The 16,968-nt window shown below is 69.9% G+C and carries 25 protein-coding genes; 15 read left to right on the top strand and 10 right to left on the bottom strand.

All coding sequences use genetic code 11. The features are described 5' to 3' along the window. Window positions 1–1,091: 1,091 nt before the first annotated feature. From ACWEKM_RS24535 to ACWEKM_RS24565, 7 genes are all read left to right on the top strand, one after another. Window positions 1,092–1,796, top strand: coding sequence for a hypothetical protein (locus ACWEKM_RS24535; protein ID WP_451623353.1), 705 nt, complete (start codon window positions 1,092–1,094; stop codon window positions 1,794–1,796). Continuing rightward, window positions 1,793–2,239: a helix-turn-helix domain-containing protein gene (locus ACWEKM_RS24540; protein ID WP_451623354.1), complete on the top strand. Its 447-nt coding sequence runs from the start codon at window positions 1,793–1,795 to the stop codon at window positions 2,237–2,239. Before ACWEKM_RS24535 ends, ACWEKM_RS24540 begins: the two co-directional genes overlap by 4 nt. A gap of 300 nt (window positions 2,240–2,539) precedes the next feature. Beyond that, window positions 2,540–3,022: a hypothetical protein gene (locus ACWEKM_RS24545; protein WP_451623355.1), complete on the top strand. Its 483-nt coding sequence runs from the start codon at window positions 2,540–2,542 to the stop codon at window positions 3,020–3,022. Window positions 3,023–3,056: 34 nt separating this feature from the next. After that, window positions 3,057–3,476, top strand: a complete 420-nt coding sequence (locus ACWEKM_RS24550) for a hypothetical protein (protein WP_451623356.1) — start codon at window positions 3,057–3,059, stop codon at window positions 3,474–3,476. A 52-nt stretch (window positions 3,477–3,528) separates the two neighbouring features. Continuing rightward, window positions 3,529–3,960 carry a RapZ C-terminal domain-containing protein gene (locus tag ACWEKM_RS24555; RefSeq protein WP_451623357.1) on the top strand — a complete coding sequence of 144 codons (432 nt, stop codon included), beginning with the start codon at window positions 3,529–3,531 and terminating at the stop codon, window positions 3,958–3,960. Between the two features lie 45 nt (window positions 3,961–4,005). Beyond that, window positions 4,006–4,404: a hypothetical protein gene (locus ACWEKM_RS24560; protein WP_451623358.1), complete on the top strand. Its 399-nt coding sequence runs from the start codon at window positions 4,006–4,008 to the stop codon at window positions 4,402–4,404. After that, window positions 4,401–4,598: a hypothetical protein gene (locus ACWEKM_RS24565; protein WP_451623359.1), complete on the top strand. Its 198-nt coding sequence runs from the start codon at window positions 4,401–4,403 to the stop codon at window positions 4,596–4,598. The genes ACWEKM_RS24560 and ACWEKM_RS24565 overlap by 4 nt, the downstream gene beginning before the upstream one ends. 77 nt (window positions 4,599–4,675) lie before the next feature. On the opposite strand, the gene ACWEKM_RS24570 is transcribed toward ACWEKM_RS24565, so the two are convergent. After that, window positions 4,676–4,933 carry a hypothetical protein gene (locus ACWEKM_RS24570; protein WP_451623360.1) on the bottom strand — a complete coding sequence of 86 codons (258 nt, stop codon included), beginning with the start codon at window positions 4,931–4,933 and terminating at the stop codon, window positions 4,676–4,678. After that, the gene (locus ACWEKM_RS24575) at window positions 4,923–5,159 is read right to left on the bottom strand and encodes a hypothetical protein (RefSeq protein ID WP_451623361.1); all 237 of its coding nucleotides are present in this window, start codon (window positions 5,157–5,159) and stop codon (window positions 4,923–4,925) included. The genes ACWEKM_RS24570 and ACWEKM_RS24575 overlap by 11 nt, the downstream gene beginning before the upstream one ends. A 211-nt stretch (window positions 5,160–5,370) precedes the next feature. On the opposite strand from ACWEKM_RS24575, the gene ACWEKM_RS24580 reads away from it, so the two are divergent. Next, window positions 5,371–5,793 carry a hypothetical protein gene (locus ACWEKM_RS24580; protein WP_451623362.1) on the top strand — a complete coding sequence of 141 codons (423 nt, stop codon included), beginning with the start codon at window positions 5,371–5,373 and terminating at the stop codon, window positions 5,791–5,793. 357 nt (window positions 5,794–6,150) lie between these two features. Here the strand turns inward: ACWEKM_RS24580 and ACWEKM_RS24585 are convergent, their stop codons facing one another. Together ACWEKM_RS24585 and tpg (ACWEKM_RS24590) are read right to left on the bottom strand one after the other, a co-directional pair. Next, the gene (locus ACWEKM_RS24585; protein WP_451623363.1) at window positions 6,151–6,762 is read right to left on the bottom strand and encodes a hypothetical protein; all 612 of its coding nucleotides are present in this window, start codon (window positions 6,760–6,762) and stop codon (window positions 6,151–6,153) included. 104 nt (window positions 6,763–6,866) lie between these two features. Beyond that, window positions 6,867–7,490 carry a telomere-protecting terminal protein Tpg gene (tpg, locus tag ACWEKM_RS24590; RefSeq protein ID WP_451623364.1) on the bottom strand — a complete coding sequence of 208 codons (624 nt, stop codon included), beginning with the start codon at window positions 7,488–7,490 and terminating at the stop codon, window positions 6,867–6,869. 64 nt (window positions 7,491–7,554) lie between these two features. Between tpg (ACWEKM_RS24590) and ACWEKM_RS24595 the strand changes: the two genes are divergently transcribed. Genes ACWEKM_RS24595 through ku form a run of 3 tightly spaced genes read left to right on the top strand, consistent with a single transcriptional unit; the run spans window position 7,555 to window position 9,249 of the window. Next, on the top strand, window positions 7,555–7,917 hold the full coding sequence (locus tag ACWEKM_RS24595) for a nucleic acid-binding protein (RefSeq protein ID WP_451623365.1): 363 nt from the start codon (window positions 7,555–7,557) through the stop codon (window positions 7,915–7,917). A gap of 2 nt (window positions 7,918–7,919) precedes the next feature. After that, window positions 7,920–8,441 (top strand): DUF6233 domain-containing protein, encoded by a 522-nt coding sequence (locus tag ACWEKM_RS24600; RefSeq protein ID WP_451623366.1) that lies wholly within the window; start codon window positions 7,920–7,922, stop codon window positions 8,439–8,441. 46 nt (window positions 8,442–8,487) lie between these two features. Next, on the top strand, window positions 8,488–9,249 hold the full coding sequence (gene ku / locus ACWEKM_RS24605; RefSeq protein ID WP_451623367.1) for a non-homologous end joining protein Ku: 762 nt from the start codon (window positions 8,488–8,490) through the stop codon (window positions 9,247–9,249). Between the two features lie 58 nt (window positions 9,250–9,307). Here ku and ACWEKM_RS24610 read toward each other — a convergent pair whose 3' ends face one another. Genes ACWEKM_RS24610 through ACWEKM_RS24620 form a run of 3 tightly spaced genes read right to left on the bottom strand, consistent with a single transcriptional unit; the run spans window position 9,308 to window position 10,371 of the window. Then, on the bottom strand, window positions 9,308–9,724 hold the full coding sequence (locus ACWEKM_RS24610; RefSeq protein ID WP_451623368.1) for a hypothetical protein: 417 nt from the start codon (window positions 9,722–9,724) through the stop codon (window positions 9,308–9,310). 11 nt (window positions 9,725–9,735) lie between these two features. After that, window positions 9,736–10,167: a hypothetical protein gene (locus ACWEKM_RS24615; protein WP_451623369.1), complete on the bottom strand. Its 432-nt coding sequence runs from the start codon at window positions 10,165–10,167 to the stop codon at window positions 9,736–9,738. A gap of 9 nt (window positions 10,168–10,176) precedes the next feature. Continuing rightward, window positions 10,177–10,371, bottom strand: a complete 195-nt coding sequence (locus ACWEKM_RS24620) for a hypothetical protein (RefSeq protein ID WP_451623370.1) — start codon at window positions 10,369–10,371, stop codon at window positions 10,177–10,179. A gap of 144 nt (window positions 10,372–10,515) precedes the next feature. Here ACWEKM_RS24620 and ACWEKM_RS24625 point away from each other — a divergent pair, with 144 nt between their 5' ends. Next, on the top strand, window positions 10,516–11,355 hold the full coding sequence (locus tag ACWEKM_RS24625) for a hypothetical protein (RefSeq protein ID WP_451623371.1): 840 nt from the start codon (window positions 10,516–10,518) through the stop codon (window positions 11,353–11,355). A 90-nt stretch (window positions 11,356–11,445) separates the two neighbouring features. Then, window positions 11,446–11,811 carry a hypothetical protein gene (locus tag ACWEKM_RS24630; RefSeq protein WP_451623372.1) on the top strand — a complete coding sequence of 122 codons (366 nt, stop codon included), beginning with the start codon at window positions 11,446–11,448 and terminating at the stop codon, window positions 11,809–11,811. Between the two features lie 85 nt (window positions 11,812–11,896). Here the strand turns inward: ACWEKM_RS24630 and tpg (ACWEKM_RS24635) are convergent, their stop codons facing one another. Together tpg (ACWEKM_RS24635) and tap are read right to left on the bottom strand one after the other, a co-directional pair. Then, window positions 11,897–12,454, bottom strand: a complete 558-nt coding sequence (tpg, locus tag ACWEKM_RS24635; protein WP_451623373.1) for a telomere-protecting terminal protein Tpg — start codon at window positions 12,452–12,454, stop codon at window positions 11,897–11,899. 6 nt (window positions 12,455–12,460) lie between these two features. After that, entirely contained in the window at window positions 12,461–14,626 is a 2,166-nt protein-coding gene (gene tap, locus ACWEKM_RS24640) for a telomere-associated protein Tap (RefSeq protein WP_451623374.1), read from the bottom strand. Between the two features lie 135 nt (window positions 14,627–14,761). Between tap and ACWEKM_RS24645 the strand changes: the two genes are divergently transcribed. Continuing rightward, window positions 14,762–15,247, top strand: a complete 486-nt coding sequence (locus ACWEKM_RS24645; protein ID WP_451623375.1) for a hypothetical protein — start codon at window positions 14,762–14,764, stop codon at window positions 15,245–15,247. A 571-nt stretch (window positions 15,248–15,818) separates the two neighbouring features. After that, a complete protein-coding gene (locus ACWEKM_RS24650) occupies window positions 15,819–16,619 on the top strand; it encodes an alpha/beta fold hydrolase (RefSeq protein WP_451623376.1) in 801 nt (266 codons plus the stop codon). Between the two features lie 47 nt (window positions 16,620–16,666). Here ACWEKM_RS24650 and ACWEKM_RS24655 read toward each other — a convergent pair whose 3' ends face one another. Then, entirely contained in the window at window positions 16,667–16,915 is a 249-nt protein-coding gene (locus tag ACWEKM_RS24655) for a transposase (protein WP_451623377.1), read from the bottom strand. Window positions 16,916–16,968: the final 53 nt, after the last annotated feature.

Raw genomic sequence — 16,968 nt, forward strand, 5'->3', positions numbered from 1 at the left:
GTGCCCTCCGGGGGGGGGGGCGGGCGGGGGTTCGGCCCGGCCCCCCGGGGGCGCCGGGCCCCGCCGGGCAACACCCCCCGGGCCCGGCGCCTCGCGTTGCGAGGCGCGGCCGACCTCCCGCCGGCTCGTGGCCTCCGCTGCGCTCCAGCCACCAACTGACCCGCCGTCAACAACCCGCACAACACGGGCAGGCGTGCCACGCTCCGCGCAGCCCGCCCACGGGCCTGCGGCCCGAGCAGCAGCAAGAGCAGGGAGGGGGAGGGGTGACGGGTAGTCGGGACTGCGCGAGCTCGGGAGGATGGGGAGCAACCCCTTCGGGTGAGCTGCGGCGATTCACGTTGCTTCACTTTGAAGCACTAGCCAGACTCTGGAACGAGCAGGGCGCACCATTGCACCGGACAAGGGCGCGGAGATTTCCTTTTGAGCATTTTACCGAAAGCCAGTGTAGATAGGGGTCGATGAGTTCAGGTTCGCTGCACCGACTTTAGCCATAGAACGGAACCTCAGAAATGGGAAACTCGAAATTCGGCGTGCGGAGGTACCGGAGCCGAACGGCCCCCCGGGCCGGGCGGCGGAACCCATCGGCGACACCGGCCACGCCTTGCTGCTGCTTGTCTTCGTCACGGCCGGTACCACCCGAGACTCAGAGCCGCTGGTGCCGCCTACGGTCCGCAGCTGGTCGACGGTGCCGCACGCGAAGCAGCCTCAGCCACGACGGGTCCGGCCGACGCCTGCGGGAAGACCTCAGCCACTTGATATTTACGGAGATCAAGGACCCGCAGGTCAGCGCGGTGCGGATCGCGAGATGTGCACCGGCTGGAGTGACATATCGGGGTCGATCTGTCCCGACTGAGGGGGCGCATCGCCCGTTCAATGTCAACTAGAGGCGATACGTTCCGAGCGTCCCGTGTCAAGCGCAGGCGACATCTGGGACGGATGTGTCTGGGGTCGACCGCCAGGCGGGCAGGGGGAGATCTGTCCCCCCTGGGGGGACACAACTTGCGCGGCATGTCGTGTCGAAGCGACATCGGTTTCAAGCAGAGCTGACATACTGCTGCGCGTCCGGAGATCAACAACGTGGGAGCAGCCTCGTGCCGACAGAGCCGCAGCGCCGCCGTCCGAGCGCCAAGGGGGCGCCGCAGCCGAAGCTGCCGCTGGACGATCCCGCCGACGCCTGGGACCGGCCCCTACGGCCCGTCAAGGACCTGGACGACGTCGCACGCCAGTACCCGAACCGAAAGCTCTCGCTGGGCGAGCAGCGCAAGCCGATGGAGTTCTACGGGACGCCGGAGCAGCCGAACGCATTCTCCATGGACAGCCTGGAGTTCTTCCTGGTCATCGCGCAGTTCTTCCGCGAGGCACTGCCACTGCGGCTCATCCTGCTGATGATCGCCTGCCAGAAGGCCGGCGGACGGATCCCCCTGACCCAGGACGAGATGGCGACCGTCCTGGACGTGGCACGCACGAAGGTGAACGAGGCCCTGGGCGAGATCATGTCGCACGGCATCGTCTTCCGGGTGAAGCGCGGGGTCTACCAGTTCAACCCGCCCTACAGCTACCGCGTAGCGGAGTTCATTCCGGGCACCGAGACCACGGAGCCCGAGTACATCAAGGTCGACCAGCACGTCACCCTCAAGGAGATCCGCGCGGACCAGAGGCTGCCCGAGTTGGTGCGCTTCCCATCACTGGAGAAGATGAGGCAGGAGATCGAGCGGCTGCGTAAGGAACGCGCAGACGAGCGAGCCCGCCGGCGCCGGGAACGAGCGCAGCTGAAGGAGAAGGGGGCCGAACAGTGAGCGGTCTGCATTTCGCCGCCGTCAACGCGGAAGGCATCGTTGCCGATCTCGATCTGCTGCCCGCGGCATACCGCGTGCTGCTGAAGCTGCGCGCCCACAGCGAGCCCGGCGGCCGTATCGAGATCGACCAGGGCACCATCGCCCAGATGCTCAACCTGAGCCGGACGGCCGTCAACGCGGCTCTGCGCGACCTGGACCTGGCACAGCTGGTGAAGAAGCAGCGCGCCGGCGTCTACCAGCTCAACCCCATGCTCGCCGCCTACCTCTCCCCCGAGGACGCCGTCGCGGCCGTCAAGGCGATGCCGAAGAACGAGCGCCTCAACTCCACCGGCTTCGTCGACCGTTACCGCAGGGCCGTCACCGCCTACCAGGACCAGCTCGCCGAGAAGCGTCGGCGCCGGGAAGACGCCAAGCGCCGCCAGAACCTCAAAGCCGTCTCCTGACCCGGCTGCCCGCCCGGCCAGCCCCGGTACTACGGCGCTGCACCCACGGTGCAGCGCCGTTCGTGTGTCTGGTGCCGGTGTCGGCACCAAAGATCCCTGCCAGGCGGGACAAAGATCCCCGCGCGCAGGCTGGGCGCGGCGCCGCTTTCGTGTGTGGGCGGCGTGTGTCAGTTCCGTACACACGGTTCGAGAACACGCAGGTCAGGCGCGGGGCGAAAAGAATCATGAACGGCCCCCTTCCCTAGGTGTATTAACTTCCATACATTGTATGGAAGTTAATACACCTAGGAGGTTCCGCTCGTGTTAGTCACCCTGGTCACCGCCGCCCTCGCCATCGTCGGCACGCTGCTCGGCTCGATCGTCTCCGGCCGTTTCCAGGAGCGGGCCGCCGAACGCAGCGTCCGCGTCAGCCACGGTGAGACGATCCGGCGGGACCGCCTGGAGGCCGTCACCGCGCTGGCCTGTGCCGCCAGCGACCACCGCCGGACGATGTGGACGCGCGGCGACGCGATCCTCAAGGGTGCCGACGCCGAACGGATCCGGGTCCTGCGCAGCGAGAGCCACCAGACCCGCTCCCAGGTCACCCGCCCGCTGGTCGCGATGCGCGTGCTCATCACGGACCCGACCGTGCGCGCCGCCGCCGACCACATGATCACGCTGACCTACGCGATCCGGAACAGCTTCGGCAGCGCCGAGGAACTCACCGCCGCGCGCGAGGCCGCGGTGGTCGCCCACGACCAGTTCGTGGACACCGCCGCCCGCTACCTCGCCCAGCACGACTGACCGCTCCAGGGGCCGCCGGGCGGCCGGCCCCGGAGTGTCATCGCTCTCCGGCACGGACACCCCCACCACCAACACCTCCCCCACCGCGCACCAGATCGGAGTCCTCATGGAGCAGCAGTCGAAGGCCCTCGCCCGGATCAGCAGCATCGAGACGGCGGCCGAGCGGACCGCCGGTACCACCGGCGGCGAGGACCTGGCAGTACTCGCCCCGGCCGCGGCCGCCGCGCTGAACCTGCTCGCCGACGCCGTCCGGCGCGGCGGCGCCGACCAAGACGACATCGTCCAGGCCCTCAAGGCCGCCGGTGTCCACGAGGCGTTCGCCAACGTCTTCGACGCCGCCTCCGACCGCGTCATGGAGGCCGCCGACGACCCCTGGGACGCCGACGTGCGCCTGCACGCCGACAACCTCGCCGGTGCCGCGGGCGACGTCCGCCGCGCCTTCGAGTGGCTCTAGACACCCCGTTCGCACCCGTCACCGCCCCTGGGAGGGCCCCGATGACCACCGCGTGGCGATCACCTCGTTCGGCTACCTGCACAGCCAGGAGCCGACCGCCCACGTCTGCTACGACCTGCGCCACCAGTTCAAGGACCCCCACCTGCGCCCGGAGCTGCGCTACCTCACCGCCCGGGACGCCCCCGTGCGCGAGGCGGTGATGCGCACCGACGGCATCCTCCCGCTCGTGCACGCCATCACCGCCACCGTGGACGCCTACCTCGCCGGGCCGCGCCAGGACGAATCGCTGACCGTGGCCCTCGGGTGCGCGGGCGGTCGCCATCGCTCTGCGACCGTGGCTGACGCCCTCGGCGCCGCCCTGTCCGGCGACACCGAGACCGCCGCCGCGTACCTGCTCGCCGAGCTGGCCAAGCGGTACAAGGGGCGCGGCCTGGCCGTCGACCTCCACCACCGCGACCTCGACAAGGACGTCGTCGAACGCTGAGCACCACCCGCCCCGCACGACCCGCACACGCAGGAGGAAAGCCCGGTGACCACCGAGCCCGAGCACACCGACCCCGTCCCCGACCTCACGATCCCGCTGTCCGTCGCTGACGCCCAGGCGCTGGGCGACGACGTCGGCCAGCTCGCCATGCGGCTCGGTGCCGTACTGCACGGCCTCGCGCAGCTGCGCATCGGCGGGGCGAGCACCGACGACCTCATGAAGATCATCGTGGTCGCCACGGGTCTGCTGAACCAGCTGGGGGGCATCCGGGACGCCGCGGTGCGTCAGCACGCCGCACAGGGCGGCTCGTACGGCGCGCTGGCGGGTTCCATGGGCGTCACCCGGGCCACCGCGCAGTCCCGCCGCGACACGCTGCTGAAGAAGCAGCCGAGCGGCCTGGAGAGGTGGGCCACCGGCACCACTGACGAGAGGATGAAAAAGTGAGCCCTCGAGCCGGCGTCTACGGGATGTTGATCCCCACCATCATCGGCGCCAGCACACTGGCAGCGATCGTCCTGCCGCGCGGAAGCAACGAACTCACCTGGCCCCGCTTCATCACCGGATGCGCCTCCTTCGTGACCATCCAGCTCATCGGCGGCTACATCGGCGGCCGCCTGGCTGGGCGACGATCCCACTAACGCCGTGCTGCGGCACCGTGCAGCAGACACAGCAGCGCCCCGGGCCCTTCCCGGTCCGGGGCGCTGCTGCTCGCTGCTCAGGCTTCGACGTACGCCACGATCGTGATCTGTCGAAGGGCGGTCACGTAGTAGATCACCCGGACCCCGTCGACGTCGTCCACGTAGTCGCGCAGCAGGGTGTCGGGCACCGGGGTGCCCAGCTCGGGGTTGACGCTGATCGCGACGATCGCGCGGTCCAGGCGGTGCGTCTCGGCTGCGGTCAGCTTCGCCAGCTGGCTCAGCGCGGGCTCCACCAGGACGACCTGGGACCGGCGCGGCCCGTGCTCAGGCGACACGGGGCTGGTCGCCGGCGAGGCGCTCCAGGTGGGCGTCGCGGGCGTCCTCCCACAGCACACCGGACTCCGCGGCCGGGTAGCCGTTCTCCGCGATGTCCTCCAGCACCGAGGCGAGGACGTCGACCCGGGCGCGCTGGTCGGCCGCGTACGCGCGGATCGACGCGGCGGCGTTCTCATCGAGGGGCTGGCGGTCGGGTGCGGGCGCGGGGGCCGGCTGCTGGCTCATCCGGGGCTCCTGGACGGTTGCTGGCGTGTGCCCTCACGGTAGCGCCGGGGCGGGGCGCTCCGGGACGGTACGGACGAAACCCGGCGCCGTCGGCCGGGACCCAGGACCCATCTACGCGAGGGAGTGCCTCTACCAGGCAAGAGGCCGGGCCCAGGAGACTCATCAGGCGGCGACCGGGGCGGTGGCGCCTGGAGGGGAGCACGCTGGAGATATGCGCACCAAGGACGTCCGGGTGGGCGAGACGTACCGCTGCGAGGTGCCGCTCGCGCTTCCGCTGCGGCGGTACCGGCCGGAGACGATGGGCGACTCCTGGTGGCCGCTGACGTGGCTGCGCGGCACGTACTTCCCGCTGTCTGTGGTCGACTTGGACGCTGCAGCCCGGACCGCGCAGGGCCTGGTGATGCTCGAGGGGAGCACCCGGGTCACGGTGGGGCTCACCGAGGACCAGGCGCAGGAGGCCGGCCTCCCGCCCGGAAGCAGCTACCAGGTCTCCGGGATGCTTCTGGAGGCCGGGGGCGAGCCCGTCGAACTCCCCCGGATCAGCACGCTCGCCGTGCCGATCCGCTGGCTGCACCCGATGGACACACCCGTCTCCCCCAGCCACCACGACGCCTCGTTCCGGGGAATCCGCTGATCTGACTGTCCTGTGCCGCTGAACCTTGACCGATTGACACTGAACTTTGATCGGTTCCCTCAGCCGGCCTGGGAGGTTGCCCTCGGTGATCAGCTCGGGAGAGGGGTCCAGACGTGCGGCCCGCGGCACTGCCCGCACGCGGCGCAGCCGGCGCACTCCATGCAGAACAGGGCCGGAGGCACGGGTAGTTGCAGATCGGGTTGTAGTTGGGGTCGTCGTCGCTCTCGAAGTACGGCTCCCCGAGCGGGGGCGCGTAGTCGACGTGAACCTCGCTGTCGGCGGTGAGCGTCTCGTAGCGGGTGCCGCAGGCCGTCGACTGCACCTACGTGGCGACCACCAGCTCCTCCGGGCGGCCCGTCATGACGCGCTTCCCACGCGCGCCCCGGTGCCGACCTCGTACGCGCGGGCGAGCAGCCCGTTGAAGGCGAGCGCGGCCGCCGGGTCGGACTCGGGCAGTCGGCCCACAGCCGCCCGCTCGTCCTCGCTGAGCGAGTCCAGCAGACCGGTACGGGCCAGTGTGCCCAGCAGGGCGTGGCGCAGGACGTCCGGGGCGAGGGCGGCGCGGCGGGCGGCTTCGGCTTCCTGCTCCTGGCGGCGCTGCTCGTCCTGCAGCTGCTGCACGCGTTCGGCTTCGGCGTCGGCGGCGAGCTCGTCCTGGACGACGGCGTCGGACTCCGGGTCGTAGACGCCGCCGGTCGTAGCGAGCAGCTGCGCGATGCGCTGCCACTCGCGGATTTCGGCGGGGCCGCGTTCGTCGTCGGCCAGGTCCTCGCGGTCACGGTCGAGGTGCCGTTGCAGTTCGGCTTCCTCGAGCGCGGCCGCAGCCTCGGTGGCGGTCATGCCGGTGGCGCGCCGGCGGACCGAGCGGCGGCCGACCTTCGCCTGGTCGACCGGCTGGCGGGGCGCGGCGGCTGTGCCGGGGGCGGGGACGCGCAGGCGTCGGCGGGATCGGGGAACAGGGGTGCTCACGCGAGCCTCCCAATCTTCGCGGAAACGGTGACGGGAAATCCGGCTGCCGCACGGTGGGCGCGGCAGCCATAGACAGGTTTATATCAGCCGTGAATTCCGTTCGGCTAGAAATCTATGGTGAGGTGTTCAACGTCCTGGAAATCCGCACGCAGGCCCGCACGGATGGTTCCGCCCTCGCGGAAATAGGACTCGGTGATGGCCTCTGCGAGCAGCGGTTGCAGCTCATCATCCGTCGCTCGCCGCTCCCTCGCTTCCAGGATCCGGGCAGCGTGCGAGGGCGAGACGGCGGTGATGATGTCCCGCACGCGGCCGTCGTCGGAGGTACCGTTCGCGGTGAAACCGAAGGTGGCCCGGCAGGTGATGACGAGCCCGCCGGAGGTGACCGCGCGCTGCCTCGCCTGTGCTCTGACCTGCGATTTCCACTGTTCCTCGGTCTCCTGTATCAGAACCTCTTGAAGGCGCTTGTAGGGCTTCGTGGAGGCGCCGGTGAGGTAGCAAATGCACCCGTGCTGCGGGAGACACCCAGGCGCTTGGCCAGGACCTTCGTAGAGCCCTTGGCACGCGTGCGAAGGAATTTCACCTGGGCTCTCGGGGATTTCGGTGCAGGACGGGTGAACAGGGCGCGCTCCGCCCGCGCAACCGCGGCGCGGATCTTGCCGGGGCGCGGGGCGGGCGTCTGGGTGGTGTCGTCCATGCCGCCCATGGCACGCCTGTTCGCCTGTGGACAAAGGGCGATGAGAGGACCCGGCATCGTGCGGCAGCGGGGCCGACGGATCGAACTACTGTTGGGGCGTGGCGACAACATATGACTTTCCCGGCGATCTCCTCACCGCGCAGCAGGGACTGAACCAGGTGCGGGCCGACATCACGGCCTTGTACGAGCGGCTGCCGTACTCCGCCGAGCCGATGGATGCCTGGCAGCGTCCCGAGGGCTACTGGCTCGCCGCGTCCCGCGCGTACCCGGACTCGCCAGGCTGGACGGAGCAGGAGCAGCAGCAGGTCGCCGCGCTGCGGGAGAAGGAACGCGAGCTCACCGGCGTGATCCTCACGCACGCCTTCTGGGACGAGGTCGCCGGGCCGGACCGTCCGGACGCCCGCAGCCAGCTCAAGCACGCCCTCGCGGCGAACTTGGACGCCGGGGACCAGGAGGCGTAGCCGTGGCGGGCACGCCGCCGGAGCCGCCGCCCATCACGGTGGTCCTCCCGGACGGCCAGAAGGTCGCGGGACGCCTCCACGAGCGCCAGCAGACGCCCGCGGGCTGGCTGTACCGCATCTCCGTCCCGGCCTGGCAGAACACGGCTGAGGGCGGCATAGAGCCCGCCCGGTACACGGTGTGGGTGAAAGCACCCGGTCACGTCGAGCCTGTCGTCGACGTCTCGTACGACAACGTCCCCACCACCTGCCTTCCGGCCCCGCCGATCGAGCGGGAGATCCTCGGTCCGCGCCGTCCGACGGGCTGGGTGCTGCAGACCCCGGACGGCCGACGCGGGCCCGACCGCGGCGTGCTGCACGCCCCCGACTGCGATGAGGCCCCGCAGGGCGCGCCCGTCCTGGCCCTGAACCAGGCCCTGAACGCCGCCGAGAAGGCGGGCATGAGGCTGTGCTCGCTGTGCGGGGCCGCGCAGGAGCTGGAGCCGCTGCTGAACGGGTTCGACCGCGGCTTCGACGCAGACCGCTGAACACCTCTGACATGCGAGATCCCCAGGCCGGCGGTCCCATGGAGGCATGGCCATCACGATGTCCGTGACCTTCGGCCTGGTCTCTGTGCCGGTCCTGGTCAGCCCGGCCACGGAAGAACACCGCGTCCGGTTGCACGAGGTACATCGGAGCGATGGCGGTCGGATTCGCCATCACCGGGTCTGCGAGCTGGACGGCCAGGAGGTGGCCTATCAGGACGTGGCGCGGGGTGTAGAGATGCCCGACGGCACCACGGCCGTCCTGGACGACGCCGACCTCGAGCGGCTGCCACTGCCCACGCGCCGCGCCATCGACGTGCTGGGGTTCGTCTCGGCCGACACCATCGACCCGACCTCCTACCAGCGCGCTTACTACGCCAGACCGGCCGGTCCTGCCGCTGAGCGGCCCTACGAACTCCTGGTCGCCGCGCTGTCCCGCAGCGGCCTGGTGGGCATCGCCAAGACGGCGCTGCGCTCGCGCGAGCGGCTCGCTGTCCTACGCCCGCGGTACGGGGTCCTGGCCGTCCACACCGTCTTCTGGCCGGACGAGATCCGTGAGCCGGGGCCGGCGCCAGCCAGCCCGGTGACCGACCGCGAACTTGAGCTCGCCGAACTGCTGCTGAGCCAGATGCAGGGAATCGACACCCGGGCCGTCCACGACGACTACACAGAAGCCCTCAACCAGCTCGTAGCCGCGCTCAGCTCCGGCCGGGAACTACCGGAACCTGCCGAGCCGGCACAACCGCCGCCGGATCTGATGAAGGTGTTGGAGGCGAGCATCCGGGCCGCCCGCAGCGACCGCAGCTCGTAAGCAGCGTGAGGGAGCCGCTGCTGCGCGGCTTCGACGGGACTCCTGACATACGCGGCAGTCAGCCGCCGGAGAGGACCGAGGCGCGCATCATCTCGAAGATCTGCGACACGTCGTCCACACGCGCCATCAGCGCCAGGTAGCCGATCACGGACATGCTCAGGTCTCTGACCGCAGGGCCGTCAGCCGTCTTAGCCCACGCCCGGTACGTGTACATCAGGGCTGTGGTGACACCTGCGGCAGGATCGGCATCGACCCGTGCGTTCGCGGCGCCACGCTGCTCTTCGTCCAAACCGTCGTGGATGCCGAGACGGGCGAGCAGATCCAGCTGTCCCACCCGGTCGGCGAGGTCGATGACCAGGTCGAGGATGCCCCGTTCGGTGTCGTCGCGGTTCGACAGCACCGTGACCGCGTCAGCGTCGTTGTCCCAGACGGCCTGGAGGTAGGCGACGGCGGTGAGGATCTCGTCATGCGTCATGTCGGCCGCCGTCATGAGCCAGCGGCCCTTTTGGCGGTGGCCGTGTCGTGGGCTGCCCGGGCCGCCCACGCAGTGCACACGTCGATGGCGGGCAGCGGTGATCGCCGCCCAATACCGCGGGGCAGTCCCCCGCCGTTGGCGGCCGACGGGTCGATGGGCCACGGCCGGGTCAGCCACGCCCACTCGGCTCGCGCGTCCTCGGGTGCGTCTGCGGTGTCCAGCCCGAGGCGCCGGCCCGTCTCGTACACAGCCTGCGGGCCCTGGTCCAGGAGTTCCAGGAGCTCGTCCGCGCCGACCTGGTCCACGGAGCGGTCCTTGCGTTGGGCGATCCCGGCGATGGCGACGGCCAGGACGCCGCGCACCGCCCGCTCGTCCCACGTGGCCGCCGGGTGACCTGCGGACGTGGTGAGCGTGGCCGCCGTCTGCCAACGTGTCGATTCCATCGCCCCTGGTCACGTCAGCTCTGCGACAACCGTACTCGTGGCCGACCGCCCGCCGTAGGCCAGCCGGTCAGCACAGTGATCCGCCTGGAGGGGTGAACTGACCACGTTCACGGCGGTGACGTCCGTGTTCTGCGGCGTGGCTGGGGCGGACGAACCGTCGGTGTCGGTCGGCCTGTTGAGCCTGGTGGTCACCGGGCTAGGCATGGCTGGTCTCTTCTTCGTCCCGGCCGCCTGCTCCCGCCAGTTATCGGATGTCATCCGCTGACGAGGGGGCGGGCGGCGTGCCGGAGCGGAGGCCGGGTCGGTGGTTTGACTTTGCCCACCCGGGGGTTCTGGGAAGATTCGCGCATGTCCAACAATCAGGATCCGTCGGCCTTCGGTGACAGCACTCCATGGAGCGACCTCTACCGGCAGGCCGCTGAGGAGCAGAACGACTTCGTCTCCGAGGTGCGCAGCGCCGTCGACTATGGGATGACCGATCCCGAGGACTCGGTGCAGATCGCCTGTGCCGCAGCGGAGACTGCGGATGCTTCAGTGCAAGCCCTCTCGCACGCGTGGTCTCTGTACACCCCCCAGGACGCCGCGACGGTCGCCTCAGCACTCTTCGTCCAGCTCCAAAAGAACGCCGACGCGCTCCAGGAGCTCAGGCGTGCGATGGGTCGGATTGTGCAGCGCGGTGAAGCTGAATTGCCCGCGCCTGCTGGTCCAGGGCAGCCGGCGAACCTGGCAGACGCCTTGGACGCCCTGCTGACGGTGTCCAGTGAGATCCACGGCCTGGTCGACAGACATGCCTCTACCACGGTGCACGCTCTCCATGTAGCCCCTGGATCGGCGCCCGTGCCCAGCGACGCACACCAAACTGTGGTTGCCGTGGCCGCTCTGCTCGCCGAACAGCACGACGGGGCTGTGACGTTGAAGGAATGGCACGCGGATGGCACGTACGACCCCGAGGGCGACCGCGGGCTCGGGTGCGGCTGCGAAGTCCTGATCGTCAACAACGGCGAGGAGTACAGCTTCCACCGAGGCGACTCTCAGTGGTCGATCCTCCGGTTGTCGAGTGGGCGTCCGGACGGACACGGGAACACGGTCTTCCGTGAGTGGGAAACCACAAGTACGTCCCTGACGACCGCTCACCCGCAGCAGCTCGTACACGACATCCTTCCCGTCGTGGCCGCGCAACACGTCTGATCTGCGGCCACGACGCTGCGGTTTGTCCCGGTGGCCTGGATCTACCCAGGGTGTAGGCAAGGTTCCTGCGGCTGCCTAAGCTCCGGCCGTATGACGAGCACTTTCGCCGAGGCCACGACCCGGCTGCGGGTCCTGCTGCAGCAACTGGGAGAGGGGGCGTGGAAACCGAGTTCGCCGGAGCGGACGTGCGCGGCCGAGATCCTCAATGCCTCTCCGCGTACACCGCCGACTGACGCGGTGCTCGCCGGGATGCGCACAGCTGGCCGGGAACTCGCCCCGGCGCGGGAGCCCAACCTGTTCGCCGCGGCGCTCGTGCAGTCGGTGAGGCTGCTGCGCCGTGCGGACTTCCCAACGTCGGAGGAGGGGCAGCTGCTACTGGCGGACCTGCGGGCGCTGCTGAACGGGATCATCGCCGCGCCCCTGCCGCCGTCGTGGGCGAGGTGGACGCGCGCATGAACTCCAGCCCCGTGCGGATACGGGCGTGAGACCCTGCACCAGCGCAGGGTGAGCGCGGTGCAAGGCCTCACAGGTGCCGGGCCTGCTAGAGCTCGATCTCGATGTGCTCCACGTCAGTGAACTCCACCCCGAGGCCGTGCGCGCGGGTGTTGTTGGCGCGGAAGTACATCCGGGCGAGGCCGTCGGCGGCGATCTGCTGGAGCTGCTGCTCGGTGGCGCCCTGCTCGCGGGCGGTGAACAGCTGGTCGGCGTAGGCGGGCGGCAGGGCCTGGGTGATGTCGCGGATCCGGGCGTCGTCGGTGGTGCCCGGCGCGGCGGTGAACCCGAACCGCGCGCGCGTGCTGACGACCAGGCCGCCGGTGGAGGCCGCCTTCTTCCTCGCCTTCGCCCGCACCTGCGGCTGCCACCGCTTCTTGACCTCACGCTCTATGCGGCCGCGCAGGTCCTGGCGGGGCCGCTTGAGCTTGCCCGAGACGTACCGCTCCACGGTGCGCTGGGAGATCCCGAGCGCCTGCGCGGTGGCTTTGGTGCCCTTGAGATGCTTGACCAGGTACTTCATCTGCGCCTGGGCGCTCTGGGGGATGCGGCGGGTGAACGCCCCCTCCAGCGCGCGGTCCAGGCTGTCCCCGAGCGAGTCCACCATGACCTGCTACTCCCCTTCTCCGGCGCTCTGGTCGGTCTTGATGAGGTTGGCGATGTTGAAGACCTCGCCGCGTTCCTCGAACATCTGCTCCGCCCACAGGACGGTCTGGGTGCCCTGGTGCTTCACCATCCCGGGCGAGACCCCGAGCCGGAACGTGCCGGGCACCGGCTTGCCCTCGGGCGCGTATGGCAGGACGTCCAGCGGGGACGGTCCGGGCGAGGGGTAGACGATGGCGTCGGTGCCGATCGCGACCGGGTAGAGGTCGGCGGCGGCCGCCGTCTTCATCAGCTTGCGGTGCAGGCCGACGCGCTGGCTCGCGAGCACGGCGGCCCGGATGTCGGGGCGCCACGTCTCCCGGTTCAGCGCCGGGTAGGGCTCGTAGTACGGCACCTGGCCCCGACTGCGCTGCCGCAGCTTGCCGATGGCGCCCTTCGCCGTCGCCTTGATCGCGGTCTCCAGCAGCGCCATCGTCGGGTCGACCTGCTTGCGCCGCGCCATCGCGTCCAGGAACTCCTGGCCGACGAGGTCGGTGGTGACGCCCATGTCGGCCATCGTCTCCACGTACGCGTCGCGCAGCCGCTTGTACCAGCCGTCCAGGTAGCGGCCGGTCTGGGTGCGCACGTACGCCTCGATCGGCGCGACGTCGAAGCCGAGCTCCACCGCGTAGGCGACGGTGGGCGTGGCGTACCAGGCCGGTCCCTCGGGCCGGTCGCCCTTGGGTGTGAACGGGCTCGGGAGCCGGTTGCCGTCGACGGTGCGGCCGTTGATCTGGACGCGGGACAGGTCGATGTGGGAGAGGTCGACCAGCCACGAGCCGGGCAGTGCCGCATCGAACTGCGGGTTGCCGGTCAGGTGGGTCGGTCCGTTCAGCCCGACGGTGAGTCCGTTCGCGGCGGCGGCGAACGACATGTTGAGGTCGACCACGACCAGGAACTGGTTCGTGCACTCCTCATCGGTCAGTGGCCGGCACCAGTCGTAGGGCTCCTCCATCAGCATCTCGGCAGGCGTGCGCATGTGGTGCCGGGCGAACTTGCCCTTGAGGACCGGGTGTTCGTCGGGGACCTCGCACTCCACCACAGGGTAGAGCTGGGTGAGCGCGTCGTCGTTGAAGGCCCGCTTGAACTCGCCGGTGTCCGGGTCCCTCTCCGCGCGGGTCGGCGGGCGCAGCGCGGTCATCAGCTCCAGGCCGGTCGTCGACGTGGTGCCGCGCGGCGTCATCACCCGCCGCGCGTACGTGCCCAGGTACCGGGCGAGGTCGGCCGGGTGCATGGACGGCAGCTGCGGGTCGTCCTTCTTGTCCCACTCCCGCGCGTCCAGCGCGTCCCACGACGGGATGCACAGCTGCACGCAGCGCCGCCTCGAGCCCTCCGGGTCGCGGAACACGCGCGCCCACGGCCCCAGTCCACGCTGGGTGAGCTGCAGTTCGGCCCGCTGGATCTGCTTGATTACCTTGTGGCTGTCCTCGAGCCGGCCCGCGCGCCGCTCGTCGTCCGACAAGGCGGCGGGCAGGCCGTAGCGTTCCAGCGCGGCCGGGGTGAGGACCAGGATCGGGTCGGCGTCACGGCCGTTGCGGTGCAGGCGGGCCTGACCGAGGCGAGCTTCGGTGATCGTCCAGTCGACCAGCGCGGGCAGCGACTTGGCGGGCACGTCCAGGACCAGGCCGCCGACGCAGTACGCCGACACCTGGCCGTCCTCGCAGTCGACGACGGCGAGCGGGCCGTTCTCGAAGCGCGGGTCGACCGCGACCGCCGACGGCGCGGTCTTCTTCACCGCCTTCTTCGCGGCGGGCCGGCGCGACGTCGACGTCGGCCTGGTGCCGCTCGCCGCCGCACGGACGGGCGGCTTCGCCGGGGCCGGGGCGGGCGCGGCGGTGAACGTGTCCGGCACCTCTGGCTCGGCGGGCGCCTCGGGGCCGGGGGCGGGGAAGCGCGCGGCGAGGCCTTTGAGCAGCCGGGCGTACGCGGTGCGCTGCGGCGGCCGCGGTTGGTTCTTGCCGGACTCCCAGCTCGCCACCGCCTCCCGGCGGGTGCCGAGCACCTGCGCAATGTCGGTCTGCGTCAGAGCGGCGGCCTCGCGCAGACGCCTGCGCTCAGCAGGCGGCGGCAGGTCGTTCTGGTCGGCCCGGTTCAACAGTGCATCGACAGCGTTGAGCAGCTCGTTCTCAGTGGGCACAGAGCTCACCTCCGCTACGCACCCTACATCAATCGCGCATTGGATCGCTTGTCTTTCGCGCATTGGATCGCTTCTCGCGGTAATGTGACGTCGACTGGTAGCTGGCCATCCCGCCAAAGCAACGAGGAGGACGCCATGGCCGCTTTTGCCCTGCGTGTTGTCGATGCCGACCATGTCCCGTCGTTCGATGAAGAACGGCAGATCCCGCGCACCGGATCGGGCGGCGGCAGCGGCGCCACGTTCGCCGCGTACGCCCACCGCATCTACCAGGACCCGCGCGCGGACGGGCCAACACGCCAGCTCCTGCTCGCGATCGCGTACGCACTGACCATGGCCCCGGCCAAGGACGGCACCAGCGTCTGGGCCACGATCCGCGCGGCTCTCGGCCCGGACACCTCCCGGATCGCCCTGCGCCGCTTGATCATCAAAGACCTGCCCCGTGAGAACCCGGACCGGGGCGGTCTGCTGCCCTGCTACTTCGACGCCGACTGGCTGCACATCTACCGCTGGGCCACCACCCGGACCACCTGGCAGCCACCCGCACAGGGCCTGCGTGCCGACGACAGCCCTGCGCCGCCCCCGCAACGGCCCCGCCTGCACCTGGTGGCCCCGCCCGGCTGATCCCCGGCGCTCCTGCGCACCGCCCAGACCCTGATGACAAGTGTTTGTGGCAACTTCATTTGGCCCCACTCCGGCACTGAAGTTGGCCCCACTCGCTGGCCCTGACCGGTCGCGTGGAGTGCGTCAACCTCGCTCCGGCAAGTTGTTTTGGCCCCACCCCGAACGAGTGGGTTCCCTGGCCGAGGGGAGGGGGCGGAGCGGTAGCGTGAAGTACATCGGATCCGGACCGGACGACGGGCCCCGACAGCCCGCCGGACCAGAGGATCTCGACCCGTGTTCGATCCGGGACCGACGGATTCTCCGATCTGTGGTGGACGACGAGGGCGGGCATTGGCACGACCGGCGGAGAACGGCTCGTGCCTAACCGGGCCGAGGTCGGCGCCCCGCATGGGCGCCGGCCTCGGTTCTTGAAGCAGGTCGTGTCAGCTTGTCTTTAGAGACCATCTCATTTGGCGCCTGTAGGAGTAGCAGCCGCTGAGAAATGGTTGGGCGCGCACTGTCATGATGGTCGGGGCGTGAGGCGGTCGGGCATCAGCCTGCTCGCTTTTGTGTTGATCAGAGAGGGGCCGGCATGCCGATCGTTGTCGCTGACGACGGATACAAGCTGTGGTACGAGGTCGTCGGAGACGGGCCGGCGTTGGTTTTCCCCGCCCGCTCCCGTGGCGAGTTCGGCTCGTTGGCCGCCGCGCTGGCAGGCCAGTACCGCGTCGTCCGCTACATGCCGCGCCGCGTGGTCGGGCTGACGGAGCCGGAGGAGGACGTAGCGGTGGACCCGGAGGACCAGGCGGGCGGTCCGTGGGACGCGGCCTCCTGGACCAGTTACCCGATCGACAGGGAAGTCGCCGACCTGCACACCGTCGCGGACGCGGCTGGCGTCGGCGACTTCGTCCTGGCCGGGTACTCCGGCATGGCGGCGTTGGCCGGTTTCCTCGTTCCGTTCGCGGAGCGCGCGAAGGGACTGATGCTGGGCGGTTTCCCGCTGCTCGCGAGCAACGCTTACTGGCTCGGCTGTGTGGAGGGCGCCCGCAGCGCGTTTTTGCTGGTCGGGGAGAAGGCCAAGGCGGACGGTCACCACGTGGACCGGCTGCTGTACCGCGAGTGGGACGAGCGCGACGACCGTCCGGCCCTGGCGGCGCTCCCGGGTCCGAAGATCCTTTGGTATGGCACCCGGGACTGCGAGCCGGAATGCCGCATGCATGACTACGTCGGCGGCGCCGCCATCGCACGCCGGATCGCCGAGCATGCCGGTGAACTGCGTGCTCTCGGCTTCCAGATCATCGAACTCGACGGTCAGGACCACATCGGTGCCCTGGCCGAAACGGATCTGATTGCTCCTCAACTGGCCGCCGCGCTGGGCAAATCTGGTTGGTGAGGTGAGCCGGCACCGGACAGGCACCTCCTCGGCGAACTTCCTCAGGATCACGGCGTCCTGCCCGTCCGGGTAACAAGTCTGCGGTGGCAGATGAGAGTGCAGGCGATGCTCGTGAAGGCCAGGAAGTGTTCGGCTTTGCGCTCATAGCGGCGATGCAGTCGACGACATCCGGCGAGCCAGGACATCGTGCGCTCTATGGTCCAACGGTGACGGCCCAGGCGGGTTGAGGACTCGACCGCGAAGAGGAACGCGCGAGCGGCCAGCCGTACTCCCTGAGTAACCCGGCGACTTACCACCGAGGAGGACTATCGCTCAGCCGGCGCCCGAGGACGCCGGGGCAGTTTCTTCG

The organism is Streptomyces sp. NPDC004752 (assembly GCF_053601275.1).